This window comes from Kitasatospora sp. NPDC002543, from assembly GCF_053594915.1.
Genome location: NZ_JBSFWR010000005.1, coordinates 132,837 through 152,278, shown reverse-complemented (window position 1 = coordinate 152,278; position 19,442 = coordinate 132,837). Strand labels below are relative to the sequence as shown.

Annotated in this window: 20 protein-coding genes; 6 read left to right on the top strand and 14 right to left on the bottom strand. The window is 74.0% G+C overall.

Features of this window, described 5'->3' with window-relative positions:
• Window positions 1-112: 112 nt before the first annotated feature.
• Together ACWD4P_RS04375 and ACWD4P_RS04370 are read right to left on the bottom strand one after the other, a co-directional pair.
• Window positions 113-301 (bottom strand): YegP family protein, encoded by a 189-nt coding sequence (locus ACWD4P_RS04375; protein ID WP_359827317.1) that lies wholly within the window; start codon window positions 299-301, stop codon window positions 113-115.
• A gap of 128 nt (window positions 302-429) precedes the next feature.
• Window positions 430-1,095, bottom strand: a complete 666-nt coding sequence (locus ACWD4P_RS04370; protein WP_449778518.1) for a TetR family transcriptional regulator — start codon at window positions 1,093-1,095, stop codon at window positions 430-432.
• An 80-nt stretch (window positions 1,096-1,175) separates the two neighbouring features.
• On the opposite strand from ACWD4P_RS04370, the gene ACWD4P_RS04365 reads away from it, so the two are divergent.
• Entirely contained in the window at window positions 1,176-2,069 is an 894-nt protein-coding gene (locus ACWD4P_RS04365) for an SDR family NAD(P)-dependent oxidoreductase (protein WP_359827315.1), read from the top strand.
• Between the two features lie 178 nt (window positions 2,070-2,247).
• On the opposite strand, the gene ACWD4P_RS04360 is transcribed toward ACWD4P_RS04365, so the two are convergent.
• On the bottom strand, window positions 2,248-2,895 hold the full coding sequence (locus tag ACWD4P_RS04360) for an HNH endonuclease family protein (RefSeq protein ID WP_359827313.1): 648 nt from the start codon (window positions 2,893-2,895) through the stop codon (window positions 2,248-2,250).
• Window positions 2,896-3,167: 272 nt separating this feature from the next.
• Complete coding sequence (locus ACWD4P_RS04355) at window positions 3,168-4,568, bottom strand: amino acid permease (RefSeq protein ID WP_449778517.1); 1,401 nt, start codon at window positions 4,566-4,568, stop codon at window positions 3,168-3,170.
• A gap of 424 nt (window positions 4,569-4,992) precedes the next feature.
• Here ACWD4P_RS04355 and ACWD4P_RS04350 point away from each other — a divergent pair, with 424 nt between their 5' ends.
• Window positions 4,993-5,208, top strand: coding sequence for a hypothetical protein (locus tag ACWD4P_RS04350; RefSeq protein WP_359827311.1), 216 nt, complete (start codon window positions 4,993-4,995; stop codon window positions 5,206-5,208).
• A 138-nt stretch (window positions 5,209-5,346) separates the two neighbouring features.
• Here ACWD4P_RS04350 and ACWD4P_RS04345 read toward each other — a convergent pair whose 3' ends face one another.
• Window positions 5,347-6,339: a deoxyribonuclease IV gene (locus ACWD4P_RS04345; RefSeq protein WP_449778516.1), complete on the bottom strand. Its 993-nt coding sequence runs from the start codon at window positions 6,337-6,339 to the stop codon at window positions 5,347-5,349.
• 259 nt (window positions 6,340-6,598) lie between these two features.
• Between ACWD4P_RS04345 and ACWD4P_RS04340 the strand changes: the two genes are divergently transcribed.
• From ACWD4P_RS04340 to ACWD4P_RS04330, 3 genes are all read left to right on the top strand, one after another.
• Window positions 6,599-7,939: a cytochrome P450 family protein gene (locus tag ACWD4P_RS04340; protein WP_449778515.1), complete on the top strand. Its 1,341-nt coding sequence runs from the start codon at window positions 6,599-6,601 to the stop codon at window positions 7,937-7,939.
• A 404-nt stretch (window positions 7,940-8,343) separates the two neighbouring features.
• Window positions 8,344-9,426 (top strand): right-handed parallel beta-helix repeat-containing protein, encoded by a 1,083-nt coding sequence (locus ACWD4P_RS04335; protein ID WP_449778514.1) that lies wholly within the window; start codon window positions 8,344-8,346, stop codon window positions 9,424-9,426.
• Between the two features lie 131 nt (window positions 9,427-9,557).
• Window positions 9,558-10,592, top strand: coding sequence for a methyltransferase (locus tag ACWD4P_RS04330; protein ID WP_449778513.1), 1,035 nt, complete (start codon window positions 9,558-9,560; stop codon window positions 10,590-10,592).
• 119 nt (window positions 10,593-10,711) lie between these two features.
• On the opposite strand, the gene ACWD4P_RS04325 is transcribed toward ACWD4P_RS04330, so the two are convergent.
• The 9 genes from ACWD4P_RS04325 to ACWD4P_RS04285 all read right to left on the bottom strand — a co-directional run bounded on the left by ACWD4P_RS04325 (window position 10,712) and on the right by ACWD4P_RS04285 (window position 17,443).
• Window positions 10,712-11,398 (bottom strand): class F sortase, encoded by a 687-nt coding sequence (locus tag ACWD4P_RS04325; RefSeq protein ID WP_449778512.1) that lies wholly within the window; start codon window positions 11,396-11,398, stop codon window positions 10,712-10,714.
• Window positions 11,399-11,502: 104 nt separating this feature from the next.
• Window positions 11,503-11,958 (bottom strand): hypothetical protein, encoded by a 456-nt coding sequence (locus tag ACWD4P_RS04320; RefSeq protein ID WP_449778511.1) that lies wholly within the window; start codon window positions 11,956-11,958, stop codon window positions 11,503-11,505.
• 282 nt (window positions 11,959-12,240) lie between these two features.
• A complete protein-coding gene (locus ACWD4P_RS04315) occupies window positions 12,241-12,570 on the bottom strand; it encodes a TcmI family type II polyketide cyclase (protein ID WP_359827759.1) in 330 nt (109 codons plus the stop codon).
• Window positions 12,567-13,022 (bottom strand): SRPBCC family protein, encoded by a 456-nt coding sequence (locus ACWD4P_RS04310; RefSeq protein WP_359827760.1) that lies wholly within the window; start codon window positions 13,020-13,022, stop codon window positions 12,567-12,569. Before ACWD4P_RS04310 ends, ACWD4P_RS04315 begins: the two co-directional genes overlap by 4 nt.
• A 1-nt stretch (window position 13,023) precedes the next feature.
• On the bottom strand, window positions 13,024-13,284 hold the full coding sequence (locus tag ACWD4P_RS04305; protein WP_359827761.1) for an acyl carrier protein: 261 nt from the start codon (window positions 13,282-13,284) through the stop codon (window positions 13,024-13,026).
• A gap of 32 nt (window positions 13,285-13,316) precedes the next feature.
• Entirely contained in the window at window positions 13,317-14,555 is a 1,239-nt protein-coding gene (locus ACWD4P_RS04300; protein ID WP_359827763.1) for a beta-ketoacyl synthase N-terminal-like domain-containing protein, read from the bottom strand.
• 5 nt (window positions 14,556-14,560) lie between these two features.
• On the bottom strand, window positions 14,561-15,817 hold the full coding sequence (locus tag ACWD4P_RS04295; protein WP_359827764.1) for a beta-ketoacyl-[acyl-carrier-protein] synthase family protein: 1,257 nt from the start codon (window positions 15,815-15,817) through the stop codon (window positions 14,561-14,563).
• Window positions 15,814-16,239, bottom strand: coding sequence for a cupin domain-containing protein (locus ACWD4P_RS04290; RefSeq protein WP_359827766.1), 426 nt, complete (start codon window positions 16,237-16,239; stop codon window positions 15,814-15,816). Before ACWD4P_RS04290 ends, ACWD4P_RS04295 begins: the two co-directional genes overlap by 4 nt.
• 28 nt (window positions 16,240-16,267) lie before the next feature.
• Window positions 16,268-17,443: a SchA/CurD-like domain-containing protein gene (locus tag ACWD4P_RS04285; RefSeq protein ID WP_359827767.1), complete on the bottom strand. Its 1,176-nt coding sequence runs from the start codon at window positions 17,441-17,443 to the stop codon at window positions 16,268-16,270.
• 208 nt (window positions 17,444-17,651) lie between these two features.
• Between ACWD4P_RS04285 and ACWD4P_RS04280 the strand changes: the two genes are divergently transcribed.
• Window positions 17,652-19,373 (top strand): FAD-dependent oxidoreductase, encoded by a 1,722-nt coding sequence (locus ACWD4P_RS04280; protein WP_449778510.1) that lies wholly within the window; start codon window positions 17,652-17,654, stop codon window positions 19,371-19,373.
• The last annotated feature ends 69 nt before the right edge of the window (window positions 19,374-19,442 follow it).

Here is a 19,442-nt window from a genome sequence, read left to right as displayed (position 1 = left end):
CCAGTGTTCTGTCCGCGTCCGGCATGCACCCGGCCAAAGGGATCTGTCGTACAGGCGAACGCGGGTCGGCGATTTGCACCGCCGACCCGCGCCCGTCCCGGAGCCAGGTCCGTCAGACCGACCCGGCGGTCTCCTTGAGCTCCGCGTACGGCGCGAGCTTGCGGATCGACTCGATGCTCTTCAGGCAGTCGTCCTTGCTCTCGTGCGGGTCGCCGGTCACCACGATCGCCCCGTTGCTCGCCTTGAGCCGGAACCGGTGCATGCCGCCCTCGTCCATGTACAGCTCGAACTTTCCAGCCATGCCAGAAACAGCCTTCCGCTCGGATGACCCCCTGGCACCGCACCGTAGGGTCAAATCCCTTGTGCGGCACGTCAGATGATCCATCCGAGTGCACGGGTGGAGGGGCGCGCCGACGGGGCGTCCGGCAGTCAGCCCCGCCCGGCGAGCAGTCCGGTGAGAGTGGCGGTCAGGATGCGGGCGAGCCGGGGTTCGACCTCGATGACGGCGTGGGCGAGCCGGGGGTCGCTGCGGTAGAGGGCGGCGACCTCGGTGCCCGGGTTCGCGATCTGCCACATGGCGCCGGCCAGCGAGACGGCGGTGGCGACCAGGTCGACGACGTCCTGCTCGTCCAGGGCGGGCAGCTGCTCGCGGACGGCCGCGCTGATCGGTTGGCGGGCGGCGAGTGTGGCGAGCTTGAAGGCGCGCACCGCGTCGAGCGAGACGTTGCGTTCGAGGTTGAGGGGGGCGTGGGCGAGCAGGTCGCAGAACATCCCGCGGTCGGCGAGGGTGGCGGCGAACGCCCGGGCGACGGCGGCCGGGCCCGGTTCCGCGGTGTCCCGCAGCCGCGTGGTCAGCGCCTCCGACCACTCCGCCCAGCCTTCGGCGGTCAGCCGCAGGAAGATCTCCTCGCGGGTCTCGAAGTACCGCAGCAGCGCCGACTTGTGCATCCCCACGGCCGCCGCGATGTCGGTCAGGGTGATGTCCCTGATGCCGTGCTCGCCGCCGAGCGACCGGGCCGCCGCCAGGATCGCGGCCTCGCGCCGGCGCTTGGCCTCGGGCGAGCGTGCCCGTTGGAACTCCGATGCGTCATCCACCTTCCCATGGTAAGGCAACGTCGTTGCCGTATTAGTGCAACGGCGTTGCGGTAATAACGCAACGGTGTTTTACTAGCGGCATGGAGCAGAAAACGCAGGGGAACAGCGAACAGACCTGGTTCATCACCGGCAGCTCGCGCGGCTTCGGCCGCGCACTCGTCCGTGCCGCCCTCGAAGCCGGCGACCGGGTGGCGGCCACCGCTCGCCGGCCCGAGCAACTCACCGACCTCGTCGAGGAGTTCGGCGACCGGATCCGTCCGATCGCGCTGGACGTCACCGACCCGGCGGCCGCCCGCGCGGCCCTCGCCGAGGCCCGGGCCGCCTTCGGCCGGATCGACGTACTGGTGAACAACGCCGGCTACGCCAACGTGTCGCCGATCGAGACCACCGAGGACGCGGACTTCCGCGCCCAGTTCGAGACCAACTTCTGGGGCGTCTACCACGTCACCAAGGCCGCGCTCCCGCTGCTGCGCGAGCAGAAGGGCGGGCTGGTCGTGCAGTTCTCCTCGATGGGCGGCCGGGTCGGCGGCTCCCCGGGCATCGCCTCGTACCAGGCGGCGAAGTTCGCCATCGACGGCTTCAGCCGGGTGCTGCGCGCCGAGACCGAGCCGTTCGGCGTGCGGGTGCTGGTGGTCGAGCCCAGCGGCTTCCGCACCGACTGGGCGGGCTCCTCGATGGTCGTCCACGACGTGCCGGAGGCCTACCGGGAGACGGTCGGCGCCATGAACCGGCGGATGCGGCAGGGCGGCGCCGGCGCCGCGGGCGACCCGGTCCGGGCCGCCGAGATCCTGGTCCGGGTGGCCAAGCGGCGCGACATCCCCCACCACCTGCCGCTCGGGGTCAACGCGGCGGAGGGCTCGATCGCCATGGACCGGCGGCTCCTCGAGGAGGACGGCAAGTGGCGCGAGGTGGCCCGCTCGGCCGACTTCGCCGAGCCCTACCCGGTCGCCTTCCCGCCGGACTCGACCGACTGAACCGCCCGACGGAACCGCCCGGCCGGACTGCCCGGCGGGCGCGGTCCGCAGACGCGGTCCGCAGGCGCGGTTCGCGGGTGCCGCGGACCGTGGACCGGTGTGCAGGTCGCCGCGCCCGGTCGGGCCCGGCACTGTGGCCCGGCGGGGGGTGGGCGCCGGGCCGCGGTGTCCTCCGGGTTCAGCAGTTGTCGAGGATGCCGGTGAGCGCGTTCTTCTCGGCGCTGTCCACGCCCAGGCCGTAGTACTGCTTCACCTGCACCCAGGCGCGGGCGTAGGTGCAGCGGTAGGAGGCCTGGGGGAGCCACTCGGCCGGGTCGCGGTCGCCCTTGGAGCGGTTGCTGCTCGCGGAGACCAGCAGCAGCTGGGGGCGGGTGACGTCGTTGGCGAAGGCCTGGCGCTGGGCGGTGGTCCAGGCCCAGGCGCCGGAGGCCCAGGCCTCGGAGAGCGGCACCAGGTGGTCGACGTCGAAGGAGGAGGCGTTGGTGGTGGTCGCGCCGTCGTACGGGGAGGACCAGTTGCCGCTGGTGGCCTTGCAGGAGGTGTCGGTGGCGACGTTGCTGCCGTCCCGCTTGACGATCCACTCGCGGGTGTCGCAGGTGCCGCTGATGGTGATCCAGGTCGGGAACAGCGTGCGGTCGTAGGTGTCGCCGTGGGTCTCGGCGGTGGCGGGCATCGCGGCGAGGTAGCTCCGGGCGGTGGCCGCGGAGATCGGGGTCGGCAGGGCTGCCTGGGCGGGCGTGCCGGCGGTGACCACGGTCACGGCGGCGAGCGCGGCGGCGGCCGGTATGCAGGACAGGAACCGGCGCACGGGTGTGGTGGGGGCCATGGCGGACGCTCCATCATCAGATCGGATGAACTGCTGAATTGCGTGCGCCAGTGTGGCGAGCCCGTCACCTACGCGGGTAGACGCGGGAAGTGAAATCCTCGTGCACATTGGACGCGCACCGGACAAGTCCGGTGCGCGTCACGGTGGTTCAGGATGATGTGTCCGGTTTTCCGACTGCCGTCGAGGAGTCGGCCGGGATGTCGAGCGGGATGCCGGTCGGGACGTCGGCCGGGATGCCGAGCGGGGCTTGCGCCGAGGCCGCGGCGGGGAGTTCAGTCGCGGCGGCGGCCCGCCATCCAGACGTAGACCAGCACGCCCGCGAACAGGAACAGGACGCCCTGGTAGACGGCGGCGTAGCCGGCCCCGGCCACCAGCCAGAGCGAGAAGCCGAAGGCGCCCAGGCCGAGGATCGCGTCACGCACCAGCCGCCCGCGGTCGACCTTCTCGCCGGCCCCGCGCGCCAGCCAGTACAGCTGGGCAGCGGCGGAGAGCAGGTACGGCACGGTGGCGGTGAAGGTGGTGACCAGCACGAGGATCTCGAAGGCGCCCTTCGCCCCGCTGGCGAAGTTGAGCACGGTCAGCACCGAGGCCAGCGAGACGCCGACCAGCACGCCGAAGGTCGGCACCCCGCGCCGCTCCTTGCCGAAGGCGGCCGGGAACAGGCCGTCCTTGGCGGCCGCGTACGGCGCCTGGGCGGAGAGCAGGGTCCAGCCGTTGAGGGCGCCCGCCATCGAGACCAGCGCGGCGACGGCGATCACGGTGCCGCCCCAGGTGCCGCCGAACATGGCGTCCACGGCGTCCGAGAACGGCGCGGTGGAGTGGACGAGCTGCTGGTGCGCCACGGTGCCGAACACCGCGATCGTGCCGAGCAGGTAGACCACCGCCGCACCGGTGGTGCCGAGCACGCTGGCCCGGCCGACGTTGCGCTCCGGGTCGCGGACCTGGCCGGCGCTCATCGCGGCCGACTCCACGCCCAGGTAGCTGAACAGCAGGATCGCCGCGGCGGCGGACATGCCGCCCGCCCAGCCGTGGCCGGTGCCGTCGAAGGGGCCGAGGTTCTTCGGGTCGAAGAAGAACAGGCCGCCCACTGAGACCACCAGCAGGGGGATGAACTTCAGTACGGTGGAGACGAGTTGGACCGCCCCGACGAAGCGGGTGCCGGCCAGGTTGGCCAGTGCCGGTAGCCACTGGAAGGCCAGTGCGGCGGTGATCTCCAGCGGGACGGAGTGGTGCAGCGGCAGCAGCACGTCCAGGTAGCCGACGGCGGCCACGGCGAGTGCGGCGTTGCTGACCCAGGTGGTGATCCAGTACGACCAGGCGGACAGGAAGCCGGCGAAGTCCCCGAAGGCCTCGCGGGCGTAGACGTACGGCCCGCCGGTGCGCGGATTGCGGCGGGCCAGCTGCCCGAAGACCAGCGCCAGCGCGATCGCGCCGACCGTGAGCACCGCGAAGGAGACCAGGCTGACCGTCCCGAACGGGGCCACGGCGGCCGGGATCATGAAGATGCCGCCGCCGATGATGTTGCCCATCACCAGGGCGGTGGCGGTCGCCAGCCCGAAGCGGCGGCCGTTCGGCTTCGGCGTCCGGGCCGGGGGAGCGGAGCCGATCGGCCCCGGGGTCTCCGGGGCACCCGGTCGGAACTCCTGCCGGGGTGCGGCGGGACTGGTCTGCATGAGGGTGGTGCGCCTTTCGTGGTGCTGCTCCGGCAGCCGGTGCGCGCGCTCGGTGGAGCGACATGGAGCGACCGTTCATGCTCCGGCGGGGCGGCACCCCGCTCCAAATCGACGGGATTTGTTCCGTTCGTCGGGTCCGTCACCGCAAGACTTTCGGTCGAGGGGCGATCCGACGGGTACTCGTCCGGCGCCCTCCGCCCGGCTGTTCGACCCGATTCACGGACGTACGACCGGATTCGTCCGGCCGGGGGAGTTGTCTCACCCGAATGCCTCAGCCCGGTTGCGGCGCGCGCCGGAAGCCGCGCGTTCGTGTGCAAACGTGGGCGCGGCGCCTCCCCGGTGGGGCGCCGCCCGGCCCGTCGGACGGCCGAACCGGCCGGTCGGGGCGCGGGCTGAGGACCAGAGACGAACCAAAGGACATCAGATGTCGCTTCGTGGGAAGATCCGCAAGCTCGCCGTGATCGTCGCCGTGGCCGGTGCCGTGGTGGCGGTCCCGACCTCGGCCATGGCGGGGGGCTTCGCTCCGTCGCAGTCGGAGGGCCAGAGCCTGGAGTCGGGCACCGCGGGCGTCGGCCTGTTCGGCCCGCACGCCTCCTGGTTCAACTACGCCGAGCACGGCGAGAGCGACTGCGGCTGCTGATCCCCCTCGTCTTCGTGCCCGAGCCCGGAGGCCGTTCCTCGGCCTCCGGGCTCGGTGCTGCCCCGCGGCTCCCGGGCCCACCGCGGCTCCCCGGCCTTCCGCTGCTCCCGGGCCCACCGCTGCTCGGTGGTTTCCGGGTCACGGCCGTCCCGCGCCGGCGGGCTCCCGCCGGTCCGCCGGGCGGCCGCCGGGACCGCGGACCGTCGCCCGCTCCCGCAGCTCCTTCAGCACCGCGATGTCCATCGCGTGCCCGGTGCCGTCCCCGCCGTGCTTGCGGTCCGGGGTCTCCACCAGCAGCGGCACCCCGGCCGTCTCCGGGTGTTCGAACAGCTCACGGAACGGTTCGGCGCCGATCATGCCCGCGCCGATGTTCGCGTGCCGGTCCTTGCGGGCCCCGACGACGTCCTCGGAGTCATTGGCGTGGATCAGCCGCAGCCGGCCCGGACCGGCCGCGGCGGCCAGGGCGTCCAGCGCGGCCGTCACCCCGCCCGGCTCCGCCAGGTCGTGCCCGGCGGCGAAGGCGTGGCAGGTGTCCAGGCAGACTCCCACCTTCGGGTGATGGTCCAGCGCCTCCACGTACTCGGCCAGCTCCTCCATCCGGGAGCAGAGCGAGCTGCCCTGGCCCGCCGTCGGCTCCAGCAGCAGCCAGGGCGCGTCGTCGCCGAGCCCGTCCAGTTCCTCCAGCAGCGGCCGGACGTCCGCCCGGACCTGCGCCATGGCCTCGGCCCGGCGCGAACCGCCGCCGGGCGCGGTGCCGACCGCCGAGCCGGTGTGCAGGACGACGCCGAGCGCGCCGATGGCGTGGCCGCGGCGCAGGGAGTGCCGCAGCGAGTCCGCCGAGCGCTCCCGGGTGGCCGGGTTGTCCGAGCCGAAGTTGATCAGGTACGGGGCGTGCACCCAGGCCGGGACGCCCCGCTCCGCGCAGGCGGCGCGGAACTCCTCGTCCTGGGCCGGGTTGCCCGGGGGAGTGGCCCAGCCGCGCGGGTTGGCCACGAAGACCTGGACCGTCTCCGCGCCGACCCGGCCCGCGTACGCCAGACCGGTGCCGGCCAGCCCGCGACCGGCCACCGGGACGTGGGCGCCGATCGGGTTGCGGAGGGCGGCGACGGACGGTACGGGCACGGTGGTCATGACCCCGAGGATGTCACGCGCCCGGGCCCGGCCGTTGCCCGGGCCGCGGTCGGGCCTCGCCGGGGCCGACCGCGGCGCAACAGGGGCCCGCAGGGAGCCGGCGGAGGGCCGGCAGGTCGGAAGGTTCGGCTCCCGATGACCGGAAGAAACGATCCTCTGTGCTCGATCGAGTGAATCCGCCTCGAAGACCCCGGATCGCACCCCCGCTTCCGTCACGATCCGTGACCAGAGGGACCTCGCGACTCCTGAGGAGGCAGCCGTGACCACCGCCGAGCCGGTCGAGACCGTCGACCTGCGCGCCGACCACCTGATCCGCGACCCGTTCACCGCCTTCGCCGACCTGCGCGAGCGCGCCCCGCTCGCCCGCGCCACCATCCCCGGTGTGGAGCCGTTCTGGATCGCCGTCCGCTACCAGGACGTCCGCACCGTGCTGTCCGACCCGCGCTTCGTCAACGACGTGGCCGCCGTCGACGGGCCCGCCCCCGACGGCCCGCTCTGCCCGGACACCCCCGCTGCCTCCGACACCTCCGAAGGCCCCGACGCCCCCGCCCACCGCACCGAGCAGGTCTGGCGCGCCCGCGGCATGCCGCCCGAGTGCGCGAAGTACCTGCGAGCCGGGGTCTTCGGCGCGGACGGCGCCCGGCACCGCCGGATGCGCGGGCTGGTGCACCCCGCCTTCACGGCCGGCGCGGTGGAACGGCTGCTCCCCCGGATCGAACGGCTCGCCGAGGACTACGCCCGGGCGCTGTCCGAGCACGCCGGCCCGGACGGCGTGGTCGACCTGGTCGCGCACTTCGCGTACCCGCTGCCCGTCACGGTGATCTGCGAACTGCTCGGCATCCCCGAGTCCGACCGCCCGCGGTGGCGCCGTTGGAGCTCCTATCTCGGCCGGGGCGCCGGTCCCGGACTGGACGAGGCGCTGCGCGCCATGGTGGCGGCCGCCCGGGAGCTGGTCGAGCGCCGCCGGGCCGAGCCGGCCGAGGACCTGCTCTCCCGGCTGGCCGCCGCGGAGGGCGACACCCTCGCCCCGGTGGAGACCGTCTCGCTGATCCTCAACCTGGTCGTGGCCGGCCACGAGACCACGGCCACCCTGATCGGCAACGGTACGGCCGCGCTGCTCGCCCACCCCGAACAGCTGGCGCTGGTCCGGGCCGACCCGGGCCTGCTGCCCGCCGCCGTCGACGAGCTGATGCGCTGGCGCGGCCCGACCATCGGCGGGGTGCCGCGCTACGCGACGGAGGACGTCACCCTGGCCGGCACCCTGGTCCGCAGGGGCGAGGCGGTGATGCCGATCCTGGCCGGGGCCAACCACGACCCGCGGGCCTACACCGAGCCGGAACGCCTGGACGTCTGCCGCGCGAGCGCGTCGGACCGCGCCGGGCACCACGAGGCGCACCTTGGCTTCGGCCACGGGGCCCATCGCTGCCTGGGCGCGGTGCTGGCGCACCAGGAGGCGGTGACCGCCTTCGGCGCCCTGCTGCGGACGTACCCGCGGCTGGCCCTCGCGGTCGGCCCGGAGGCCGTCGAGCGCGGCCCGAACCCGGCGGCCTGGCACCTCGCCGCGCTGCCCGTCCGCCTGGGCCCCCGGGCCGAGGCCTGACCCGGCCCGCCCGACCGCCCCGTAGCGCGCCTGCCGGGCCCGACACACCCGCCCAACCCGACACGCCCGACACACCCGACGCGCCCGGCCGCCTCCCGCGGCCGGGCGCGTCGCCGTATCCGCCCCCACCCCACCCCACTCCACCGCGCCGCGCCGCGTCGAGCCCCACCCCGCCGCGCCGAGCCCCGCCACGCCGGGCCGTCCCACCTCCGGTCGACGCCCCGTCAGCCCCGCAGCCCAGCCCTGGTGGCGGGCCCACCCGGCCGCCCATACCGTCGACACGGCCGCACCCCACCGGCCGCCACCGCCCGCGCACAGCGCGTCAGCCCACTCCGCCGGACCGTGCGGGAGACCACGACACCAGCACGAACACCGCGCGCGCCGAAAGAAACAGGTCACCACTCATGCCCACGCGACGGGTCCACCACCTCGCCGCGGCCACCGCCGCCGCCACCGCCCTGACCACCGCCTTCACCGCGCTCGCCGCCGCCCCCGCGGCCCGTGCCGACGGCGGCCTCCCGCTGCACTACGTCCGGCCCGGAGAATCGATTCAGCAGGCCGTCGACGCCGCCCGGCCCGGCGACACCATCCAACTCCTCCCCGGCACCTACCGGGGCAGCGTCCGGATCACCACCCCCGGCCTCACCCTGCACGGCGCCGGCCCGGACAGCGTGATCACCCCCGGGGACGGCACCGAGAACGCCTGTGCCACCGCCGGGCACGGCATCTGCGTGGTCGGCACCGAGGAACAGCCGCTGGCCGACGTCGCCATCGAGAGCCTCGCCGTCACCGGCTTCCGAAAGAACGGCATCGACGCCAGCGGCACCACGGGCCTGACCGTCAGCGGCACCTACGTGCACGACAACGCCCAGCAGGGCATCAGCCAGGAGATGTCCACCCGGGCCACCATCCGCCGCAACCGCTCGACCGACAACGGCCAGTCCGGCGTCTTCCTCGCCAACTACGCCTACCGCGAGGGCGGTTCGCCCGACACCGGCGGCACCGTGGTCGAGGGCAACGAGCTGACCGGCAACCGGGTCGGCGTCACCGTCCGCCGGCTGCGCGGGCTGGCCGTCCAGGACAACGGGATCAGCGGCAACTGCGCGGGCGTCTTCGTGGTCGGCGACGAGGGCGTGCCCCGGGCCGGGGACCTCGACGTCCGGCGCAACTCCGTCGTCGGCAACAACAAGTTCTGCCCGGCCAACCCCCGGCTGGGCGCCATCCAGGGCGCCGGCATCGTGCTCACCGGTACCGAGGACGCCCGGGTGACCGGCAACGAGGTGCGCGACAACACGGGCACCTCGGACTTCTCCGGCGGCATCGTCCTCTTCAAGAGCGTCGTCGGCGTCTCCAACGCCCGGGCCGTGATCACCGACAACACGCTGAGCGGCAACGGTCCGGCCGACCTCGCGGACCGCGACTCCGGTACCGACAACACCTTCGCGGGCAACACCTGCGACCGCTCCGAGCCGGCCGGGCGCTGCTGAGCCCCGGCACCCCTCGCCACCCGCCACTCATCCGCCCGCCGTCCCTCGCCGCCGCCCGATGCCCGCCGCCCGATGCCCGCCGCCTGCCGTCCGCCGCCCCAGGAACTCCCAAGCACCCGAGGAACCCAGCCATGACCACCGCACCCGCCCACACCAGCCCCCAGGCCGCGATGCGCCTGCGCGAGCTCGTCTTCGGTGCCGCCTGCGCCGCCGCCGTCCGCGCGGCGGCCCGGCTCGGTGTCGCCGACGTGCTCGGCGACACCCCGACCACCGCGACCGACCTCGCCGCCGCACTCGACACCGAGCCCCGCCAGCTGCGCCGGCTGCTGCGCGCGCTCGCCTGCTACGGGATCTTCGCGGAGACCGGCGACGACCGTTTCGAGCACACCGAGATGTCCCGGCTGCTGCGCGAGGACGCCCCCAACTCGCTGCGCTACATCTCCCTCTGGTGCACCGAGCCGTGGACCTGGGAGGCCTGGCCGAAGCTGGACGAGGCGGTCCGCTCCGGCCGCAACGTCTTCCCCGACCTGTTCGGCAAGGAGTTCTTCGACTACCTGCACAACGACGCGGGAGACTCCGCCAAGGTCTTCGACAAGGCGATGACCACCTCCAGCCGGCAGTCCGCCGAGGACTTCGCCGAATACCTGGACCTCACCGGCATCGACTCGGTGGCGGACATCGGCGGCGGCCAGGGCCACGTGCTGGCCAGCCTGCTGGAGAAGCACCCGGCGCTGCACGGGACGCTGCTCGACCTGCCCAAGGTGGTGGCCGGCGCCGACCCCCGGCTCCAGGACGGCGGGGCCTTCTCCGCCCGGGCCCGGCTGGTCCCGGGCGACTGCCGGGTGGAGATCCCGGTCCGCGCGGACCTCTACATCATCAAGAACATCCTGGAGTGGGACGACGACAGCACCCGCCGCACCCTCACCAACGTGGTCAAGGCGGCCGGCTCCGGCGCCCGCGTCGTCGTGGTGGAGAACCTGGTCGACAACAGCCCCTCGATGCGCTTCACCACCGCGATGGACCTGATGCTGATGCTCAACGTGGGCGGCGCCAAGCACTCCGAGGAGTCCATGGTGGGGCTGATGGCGGAGGCCGGACTGACGGTCACCGCGGTCCGCCCGGTCAACCCCTACCTGCACGCCTTCGAGGCCGTCGTGACCGGCTGACCCGGCCCCGCCGCACGACGACCGCCGGCCCCTGGCTTCCAGGGGCCGGCGATCGTGCACCCGCCCCGAACCGCCCCGCCCCGCCCGGCCCGGCCCGAGCCGGGTCGGGTCGGTTCGGGTCAGCCCGGGTGCGAGGACTCCAGGTGGGCGAAGACCACGACGTTGTCCAGGTAGTCCCGCCGCTTCTTGTCGTACGTGCCGCCGCAGGTGATCAGCCGGAGTTGGGCGTCCGGGGTCCTGCCGTACACCTTCGCGTCGGGGAAGGCGTTCTTGGCGAAGGTCTCCACCGAGTCCACCGAGAACACCGCGACGGTCCCGTCCGCGCGGCTCACCTCGACCTTGTTGCCCGGCAGCAGGAAGCTCAGCAGCAGGAAGACCGCCGGGCCCTTGGCGGTGTCCACGTGCCCGGCGAGGACCGCGCTGCCGCGCTCGCCGGGGGCGGCGCCGTCCCGGTACCAGCCGACCAGGTTCTTGTCGTCCGGTGGCGGCGCGTCGAGCTGGCCGGTCGGGCCGAGGCCCAGTTCGGTGAACGGCGCGTCGACTCCGATCTGCGGGATCCGCAGCCGGGTCGGCTTGGCACGCCCGAGCGCCGGCGTCCGCGATTCGGCGGCCGGGGAGCCGCCGTCCGCGCCCGACGGTCCGGGGACGGCCGGTGCGGCGGCCGCCGGAGGAGCGGGCCGGCCGTCCTCCGCGTCCGTGTCCGACCCGGTGTCCACCGAGTTGTAGATCATCAGCAGCCCGACCGCTGCCGCGCCCATCCCGGCGCGCAGCAGCCGGGGCATTCCGGGGGTGGGACCGCCCGCCATTCCTGTCCTCCGCTCGACCGGTTCCGTGACGGCCCGCCGCCCCCGGTGCGCCCGCCCCGCGGGGAGAGGCGCCCGGGGGCGGCGGAAGCAGGGTGCCCGGCGTGTCAGGCGACCGCGCCGGAGGCCCGGCGGCCGCGGCGCAGGGCGTACGCGCCCGCCCCGAGGCCGCCGAGCAGCAGCACCGCGCCGGAGGCGAGGCCGCCGCCGGACAGCGCCAGGCCGCCGCCGCCGGTGTGCACGCCGCCGTGCGGGGTCTTGTGGTCCTCGTCCTTGGCCTCGCCGCCCTTGTGCTCGTCGGTGCCCTTGTGCTCGTCTGAGCCCTTGTGGTCCTCGGTGCCCTTGTGCTCGTCGGTGCCCTTGCGCTCCTCGGAGGCGGCACCGCCCTTCCTGTCGTCGTTGGCCTTGGAGCTGCCGGAGTTGTCGGAGGCCTTCTCGGTCTTCTCCTGCCAGGTCAGGTTCTTGCCCTGGTCGGCGGCTCCGTCGGCGAACGCCATGGGGGTGCCGACGGTGAGTGCGGCGGCGACGGCCGCCCCGGCGAGCAGCGTGCGTGCAGAACGCATGAGGTTGATCCTTCCGGCGCACGGGACCGCGACTGCCGACACGGTGCCGGACAAGGGGACTCGCGGTGGGTGCGCCTGATCCACCGTCATCCACCGTGCGGCGGCCTGCCACCGGAGTGTGGCAGCACCGGTGCGCAGGGTGAGCCCTTCGGGTGGAGTCCCGGGAGTGTTCACCCGGTTGGTCGGTCGATCCGGGTGAACCCGTTCACGGACCGTCCGTCGGACGCGCGTGGGCCCGCCCCCGGCGCACGGCCGGGGGCGGGCCCATCGGGAGCCGCCGGGTCAGCGGTCCCAGCGGTAGAACTCCCGCGCCATCGCGTCCTTCGGTTCCCGCCAGGTGGCCGGGTCGTAGGCCTGCACGAAGGCGGTCAGCCGGTCGCTGACGGTCCGGAACTCCGGGTGTCCGACGACCTTGGCGACGGCCGGGCCCGGCGGCCGGTCGGCCTCGATCAGGTGCAGGTAGACGTCGCCGAACTGGAAGAGGCTGCGGCCGGTGACACCGATCAGGTGCGGCAGCTCGCCCTGGTCGGACTCGGCGAACACCTCGGCGATGTCCGGCGCGGCCTCGGGCTTCATCCGGGCGACGATCAGCGCCCGGTGCGCGCCGGTCACAGTTCCGCCGCCCGCTTCTCGACCTTCTCCCGGATCAGCTGCATCTGGACCTTCGAGTTGCGGTTGATGTGGCCGGTCATGCCCTCGTCGTCGACCGGGGCGGTCGGCTTCATCGCGAAGTCCTGGACCCAGCGCATCCTGGTGCCGGCCGGAACCTCCGCGTACTCCCAGCGGATCTCCATGAACTCGAACGGGCCGGGCTCGACCCGGCGGGCGCGCACCGCGAGCGCGTCCCGGTCGGTCTCGCGCTCGGAGACCCAGCTCCACACCTGGCCGTTGTCGTCCGGGTGCATGGTGAGCCGGAACCGGACGAGTTCGCCCTGCCGGTCCAGCACCTCCACCGAGGCGTACTCGCTGAACAGCTGCGGCCAGTTCTCCAGATCGTTGGTCATCTCCCAGACCAGGTCGAGCGGCGCGGCGATGACGATCTCGTTGTCGGTGTGTCCGGGCATGTCAGGCACCGGCCTTCGTGGCGAGGGACGAGTTGACCAGCTCCAGGAACTCGGCCGGGGTCTTGGCCGACTCGGCGCCCGAGGTGACCTTGAGGTTGTGCCGGTTCTCCAGCTCGCCGACCACGCCGAGCAGCCCGAGCGAGTCGATGCCGAAGGTGTCGAACTCCGCGCCCGGTTGCGCCAGCGCGCCCGGGTCGACGGTGACACCGGCCCGGGTCTGGAGCAGCTCGGCGAGTTCCGGATAGCTGAGGGTGTTGCTCACGGGGTTTCCCTTCGATGGTGTGACGGGGTGGTTCAGGGCTGGGCGCGCCGGACCACCAGCGCGGAGTTGGAGCCCATCAGCCCGCGGCTGAGCACCAGCGCGGTGTTCAGTTCGGCCGGGCGGGCACGGCCGGTCACCAGGGCGAGGTCGTGGCAGACCTCGGTGACGTTGGGGGTCGGCGGCAGCACGCCGTCCTCCATGGCCAGCACGGCCGCGGTCACGTCGAGCATCGGGGCGCCGCAGTAGGCCCGCCCCGTACCGGTCTTGGGCGCGGTGACCGGGACGCGCTCGGCGGCCGGGCCGAGCGCGTCGGCCAGCGCCAGGGCCTCCGCCCGGTCGGCGGCCGGGACCCCGAGGGCGTCCGCGAAGACCACGTCGACCTCCTCGGGCGCGATGCGGGCCTCGTCCAGCGCGATCCGGATCGCGGCCGCCAGCCCCTCCCGGGACTCCGCCCAGCGGGACGCCCCGGTGAAGGTGGCGCCGTGGCCGGCCAGCCGGGCCCGGACCCGGGCGCCGCGCAGGTGGGCCGCCTGTTCGTCCTCCAGCAGCAGCATCGCGCCGCCCTCGGCGGGGGAGAAGCCGCAGGCCTGCTCGGTGAAGGGCAGGTACGCCCGCTCGGCCTCCTCGGCCAGGCTCAGCTCGGGGTAGCCGAGTTGGCAGACCATCGAGTACGGCGCCAGCGGGGCCTCGGCGGCGCCGACCACCACCGCGTCGGTGCCGCGTTCGATGGCCCGGGCGGCGTGTGCGAGGGCGTCCAGCCCGCCGGCCTCGTCGCTGGCGACCACCCCGCAGGGGCCCTTGTAGCCGCCGCGGATCGAGATCTGGCCGGTGCTGGCCGCGTAGAACCAGGCGATGGACTGGTACGGGCCGACGAACCTCGGCCCCTGGCCCCAGAGTTGCTGGAGCTCGCGCTGGCCGAACTCGCCGCCGCCGGAGCCGGCCGCGGTCACCACGCCGACCGCGAAGGGCTGTTCCGGGTCCGGCCGGAACCCGGCGTCCGCCACCGCCAGGTCGGCGGCGGCCATCGCGTAGTGGGTGAAGCGGTCGGTCTGCACCAGGAAGCGGTTGTCGATCGCGGACTGCGGATCGAACCCGTTCACCTGGCCCGCGATCCGGAGCGGAAGCCCGGTGCAGCCTTCGCGGGATATCCGGTCGAGGACGCTCACGCCCTGCCTGGTGGCCTTCCAGAAGGCGTCGGCCCCGACACCGTTCGGCGCCACCACGCCGAGGCCGGTGACCACCGCCCGGCGGCCCTGCTGACGTGACGTCATGGAACTCACCCCGTTCTGTTGAGCACGACGGCGGACTGGAATCCGCCGAATCCGCTGCCGACCGACAGGATGTGGCTCAGCGGCAGCTCACGCGCGGTGCGCGGCACGTAGTCGAGGTCGCACTCCGGGTCCGGAGTCTCGTAGTTGGCGGTCGGCGGCACGACGCCGTGGGCGAGCGCCAGGGTGCAGGCGACGACCTCGATGGCGCCGATGGCACCGAGCGAGTGCCCGACCATCGACTTGATCGAGCTCATCGGGGTCTTGAAGGCGTGCGCGCCCAGCGAGCGCTTGACCGCGGCGGTCTCGTGCCGGTCGTTCTGCTTGGTGCCCGAGCCGTGCGCGTTGACGTAGTCCACGTCGGTGCGGTCCACCCGGGCGTGGACGAGCGCGTGGTCGATCGCCCGGGACATCTCCAGCCCCTCCTTGGTGAGGCCGGTCATGTGGTAGGCGTTGCCGAAGGTGGCGAAGCCGCCGATCTCGCCGTAGATCCGGGCGCCGCGGCGGCGGGCGTGCTCCAGTTCCTCCAGTACCAGGACGGCGCCGCCCTCGCCGAGCACGAAGCCGTCGCGGTCGGCGTCGAAGGGGCGGGAGGCGTGCCGCGGGTCGTCGTTGCGCTCGCTGGTGGCCTTGATGGCGTCGAAGCAGGCGACGGTGATCGGCGAGATCGGGGAGTCGGAGGCGCCGGCGACGCAGATGTCGGCGCGTCCCTCCTCGACGGCCTGGAAGCCGTAGCCGATCGCGTCCAGGCCGGAGGTGCAGCCGGTGGAGACGGTCTGCACCGGGCCGTGCGCGCCGGTCCGTTCGGCCACCGCGGAGGCCAGGGTGCTGGGTGCGAACGCCCGGTGCAGCTGCGGCTCGGCCTGCCGGTGGTCCACGTCCCAGCGGGCGCCGGCCGCGCTCACCAGGGCGTAGTCGTGCTCCAGTCGGGTGGTGCCGCCGACGGCGGTGCCGAGCGAGACGGCGATCCGCCAGGGGTCCTCGGCGGCCAGGTCCAGGCCGGCGTCGGCGATCGCCTCGTCGGCCGCGACCATCGCGAACTGCACGTAGCGGTCGGCCCGTCGGACGTCCTCCGGGCTCAGTCCGTGGGCCGCCGGGTCGAAGTCGACCTCGGCGGCGATCCGGGAGCGGAACCCGGCGGGGTCGAAGAGCGTGATGCCCCGGGTCGCGGTGCGGCCGGACGTCAGGAGGTCCCAGAACGCCGGGACGCCGACCCCGCCGGGTGCGACCACACCGATCCCGGTGACGGCGACGCGCCGGGTCACGAGCCCACCTTGGCGTGTTCCGGCGGACCGGCCGCCGCGGTCCCCTCGGTGCTCACGTGGCCGAGGTCGGGGCGCGGGGCGAGCGGTCCGAGGTGGAAGACCATCCGGGCCTCGGTGTCGCCGACGTTGCGGAAGCGGTGGCGCATGTTGATCGGGATCATCAGGCCCTGGTCCGGCTTGAGCGGATGGGGCTTCCCGTCCAGGTCCACCTCCAGGTCGCCGCAGACGACGAACACGAACTCCTCGGAGTACGGGTGGTAGTGCTCGCCGATCCGCTCGCCGGGCTTGACGATCGCCAGCCCCATGAAGCCGCTGGTGGCGCCGCAGCTCGTCGGGGTGAGCATGGTGCGCAGCTCGGCGCCGTGGCGGCGGTTCTCCGGTGCCTCGTGGACGCTGACGATCCTTGGGGGCTGCGTGGTCATGGAGGATCTCCCGTGATGTGACGGACCGTCAGTTGTTGATCGGGTCGGCGGACTTGCGGTCGGTGACCGGGTTCATGGCGCGGGCGGCGAGGAAGGCGCCGAGCCCGGCGACGGTGCGCAGGTCGCCGTGCGGGCCGAGGTCGAGCAGTCCGGCGAGTGCGGCGGCCCGCCGGTCGTCGGCCACTCCGAGGGCGGCCGCCGGGTCGGCCTCGGCCGGCACCCGCAGGTCGACCAGGCGCACCACCACGTCCTCGCGGTGGAAGACGGTGGCCGCCGCGACCGGCCCGGTCGGGTCGGCGGTGGCCAGGTTGTCGTGTTCGGCCAGCAGCTCGGCCACGTCCTGCCCGCCGCCCGGACGGACCGGGTAGAGCACGGCGTGCCGGTGCAGCCGGGCGGAGGCGGGGGAGCTGGCGATCGCCTGGTGCCGGGCGGGCAGCGCCGCCCTGGCGAAGAACGCCCGGGCGGCCTGCGGGTCGCCCAGTTGCCGGGCCTCCTCCAGGTGCGGGTTGAGCGCCTCCTCGACGGCCCGCACCTCGGGCTGCATCGCCACGTGGCGCAGCGCGTCGCCGAGGTTGCCGACCACCTCGACGGCCCGGACCACCCGGTTGCCGAGCATGAACAGCGAGGTGCGGCGCAGCCGGGTGTGCTCGTCCACCTCGGCCCGCGGGGAGGCGTAGCCGGCCAGGATGCGGGCCACCTCGGGCTCGCTGCCGGGCTTGACGGTGAAGGTCAGCGCGTGGCGGACCACCCCGTCCGGGCCCGGCTCGGCCTTGGGCGGGCCGACGTGCCCGGCGGGCGCGGTGCGCGGCAGCCCGGGCGGCACCTCCATCGGGGCCCGGGTGCCGGTGGAGCCGGCCGCCGAGGTCTCGCGCAGCACGGCGTAGCGCAGCGAGCGGAAGTTGTCGCTGACGCAGCCGTGCATCGGCTTGACCATCTCCCGGTGGGCCGGGCTGTCCACCCACTCCAGGAAGGTCTCCTGGTCCTTCCACTCGCTGGTGATCAGCCACTGGCGGGGGTCGTTGATGGACTGGCACAGCTGGTCGCTGACGTGGCCGGGAACCGAGGCCACCTGGTGGCGCAGTTGCTCGTACACGTCGAGGAAGCGCTGTTGGGCGCCGTCCTGGATCTCCAGCATCAGCACCACCCGCAGCCGGGTGTCGGCCTCGTCCTGTTGCTTCGGCTGGGGTTCGGACAGAGTTGTCATGATCCACTTTCTGCTCTGGGCCGCACGCTGCGGGCCGTGTCGGCCGTGCCCGGCGGGTGCTGCCCGGCCTGGGAGGGCGGTGCGGCGGCGGTACGGCCGGGCACGTCGGCGCCAGGCCTGAGGTCGATCGTGGGCGGCGCACCGGGCGCGGCGCGAGATTTGCGGGCCATCCGGGCGAAGGGGCGGCACGGGCCCCGTCCGGCGGGGGATGGAAGAGCGGGGCCCCCGGTCGAGCGGGTCCGTCGAGGGCGGTGCCGGGCCCAGTCGCCGGGCCGCGGAATCCCCTGACAGGGCGGAGCAATTGATGAATCCGAAGGTTGACGACCGGGTGCCGGTCCTGATCGTGGGCGGCTCGCTGGTCGGGCTGTCGGCCGCACTCTTCCTGGGGCGGCTCGGGGTCGGGCACCTGCTGGTGGAGAAGCACGCCGACACCTCCCGGCACCCGCGGGGGCGGGGCAACAACATCCGCACCATGGAGCTGTACCGGGTGGCCGGGATCGAGCCGGCGATCCGCGAGGCCGCCTCGATCCTGGCCCCCAACCACGGCATCCTCCAGGCGCCCTCGCTGACCGGCGCCGAGCAGGAGTGGCTGTTCCGTGAGATCGACCCGGGCGGCCGGCTGGCCCGGTTCAGCCCCAGCGCCTGGTGCCTGTGCAGCCAGAACGACCTGGAACCGGTGCTGCTGCGGGCGGCCCGCGAGCTCGGCGGCGACCTGCGGTTCGGTACCGAGCTGGTCTCCTTCGAGCAGGACGCGGACGGCGTCACCTCGGTGCTGCGCAGCCGGGAGACCGGCGAGCGTCGGGTGGTGCGCTCGGAGTTCCTGATCGCCGCGGACGGTCCGCGCAGCCCGGTCCGCGAGCGGCTGGGCATCGGCCAGTCCGGCAAGGGCGAGCTGTTCCACAACGTCAGCATCACGTTCCGGGCGAAGCGGCTGGCCGAGGTGGTCGGCGACCGCCACTTCATCGCCTGCTACCTGACCAACCCGGAGGCGGACGGCGCGCTGCTGCCGGTCGACAACCAGGAGGAGTGGGTCTTCCACGCGCCCTGGCACCCCGAGCACGGCGAGCCCCTGGAGGCGTTCACCGACGAGCGCTGCGAGCGGCACATCCGCACCGCCGTCGGCATGCCGGAGCTGGACGTCGAGGTCACCGGCCGCGCGCCCTGGCACGCCGCCGAGCGGGTGGCCGAGCGGTACGGCGCCGGGCGGGTCTTCCTCGCCGGGGACTCCGCCCACGAGATGTCGCCGACCGGCGCGTTCGGCTCCAACACCGGCATCCAGGACGCCCACAACCTGGCGTGGAAGATCGCCGCCGTGCTGTGCGGCTGGGCCGGGCCGAGGCTGCTGGAGACGTACGGGCAGGAGCGCCGCCCGGTCGCGCAGGTGACCGGCGAGCGGGCCTCGGCGCGTTCCGCCGAGCACAGCCACCCCGGCTACGCGGTGGTGCCGGGCGTCGGCCGGCAGGCCGGGGTGCTGGCCGTGGCGCTCGGCTACCGCTACCCGGTGGGCGCGGTGGTCGGCGCGGACCGGACCGGGCCGGTGGTCCCCGAGCAGTTCGAGTCGGCGGGCGAGCCGGGCAGCCGGGCCCCGCACCAGTGGCTGCTGCGGGCGGGGGTGCGGCTGTCCACGCTGGACCTCTACGAGCAGGCGATGGTGCTGCTCACCGGTCCCGAGGGCGGCGACTGGCAGGCGGGCGCCCGGCGCGCGGCCGACCGGCTGGCCGTCCCGCTGGACGGCTTCCGGATCGGCGACGGCGCCGAGGACGACCTGGCGCCGGAGCCCGGCGCGGACTTCGCCGCCCTGCACGGCATCGGCCCCCGGGGCGCCGTGCTGGTCCGCCCGGACGGCTTCGTGGCCTGGCGCTCGACCGGTCCGGCGCAGGACGCGCAGGCCGAGCTCACCACGGTGCTGCGCACGGTCCTGGGCCTCTGACCCACCTGACCCACCCGCCGCCGCCTCCCCTCCTCGGCGCGGACGCGGAAGGGCCCGCCGGTCGCACGG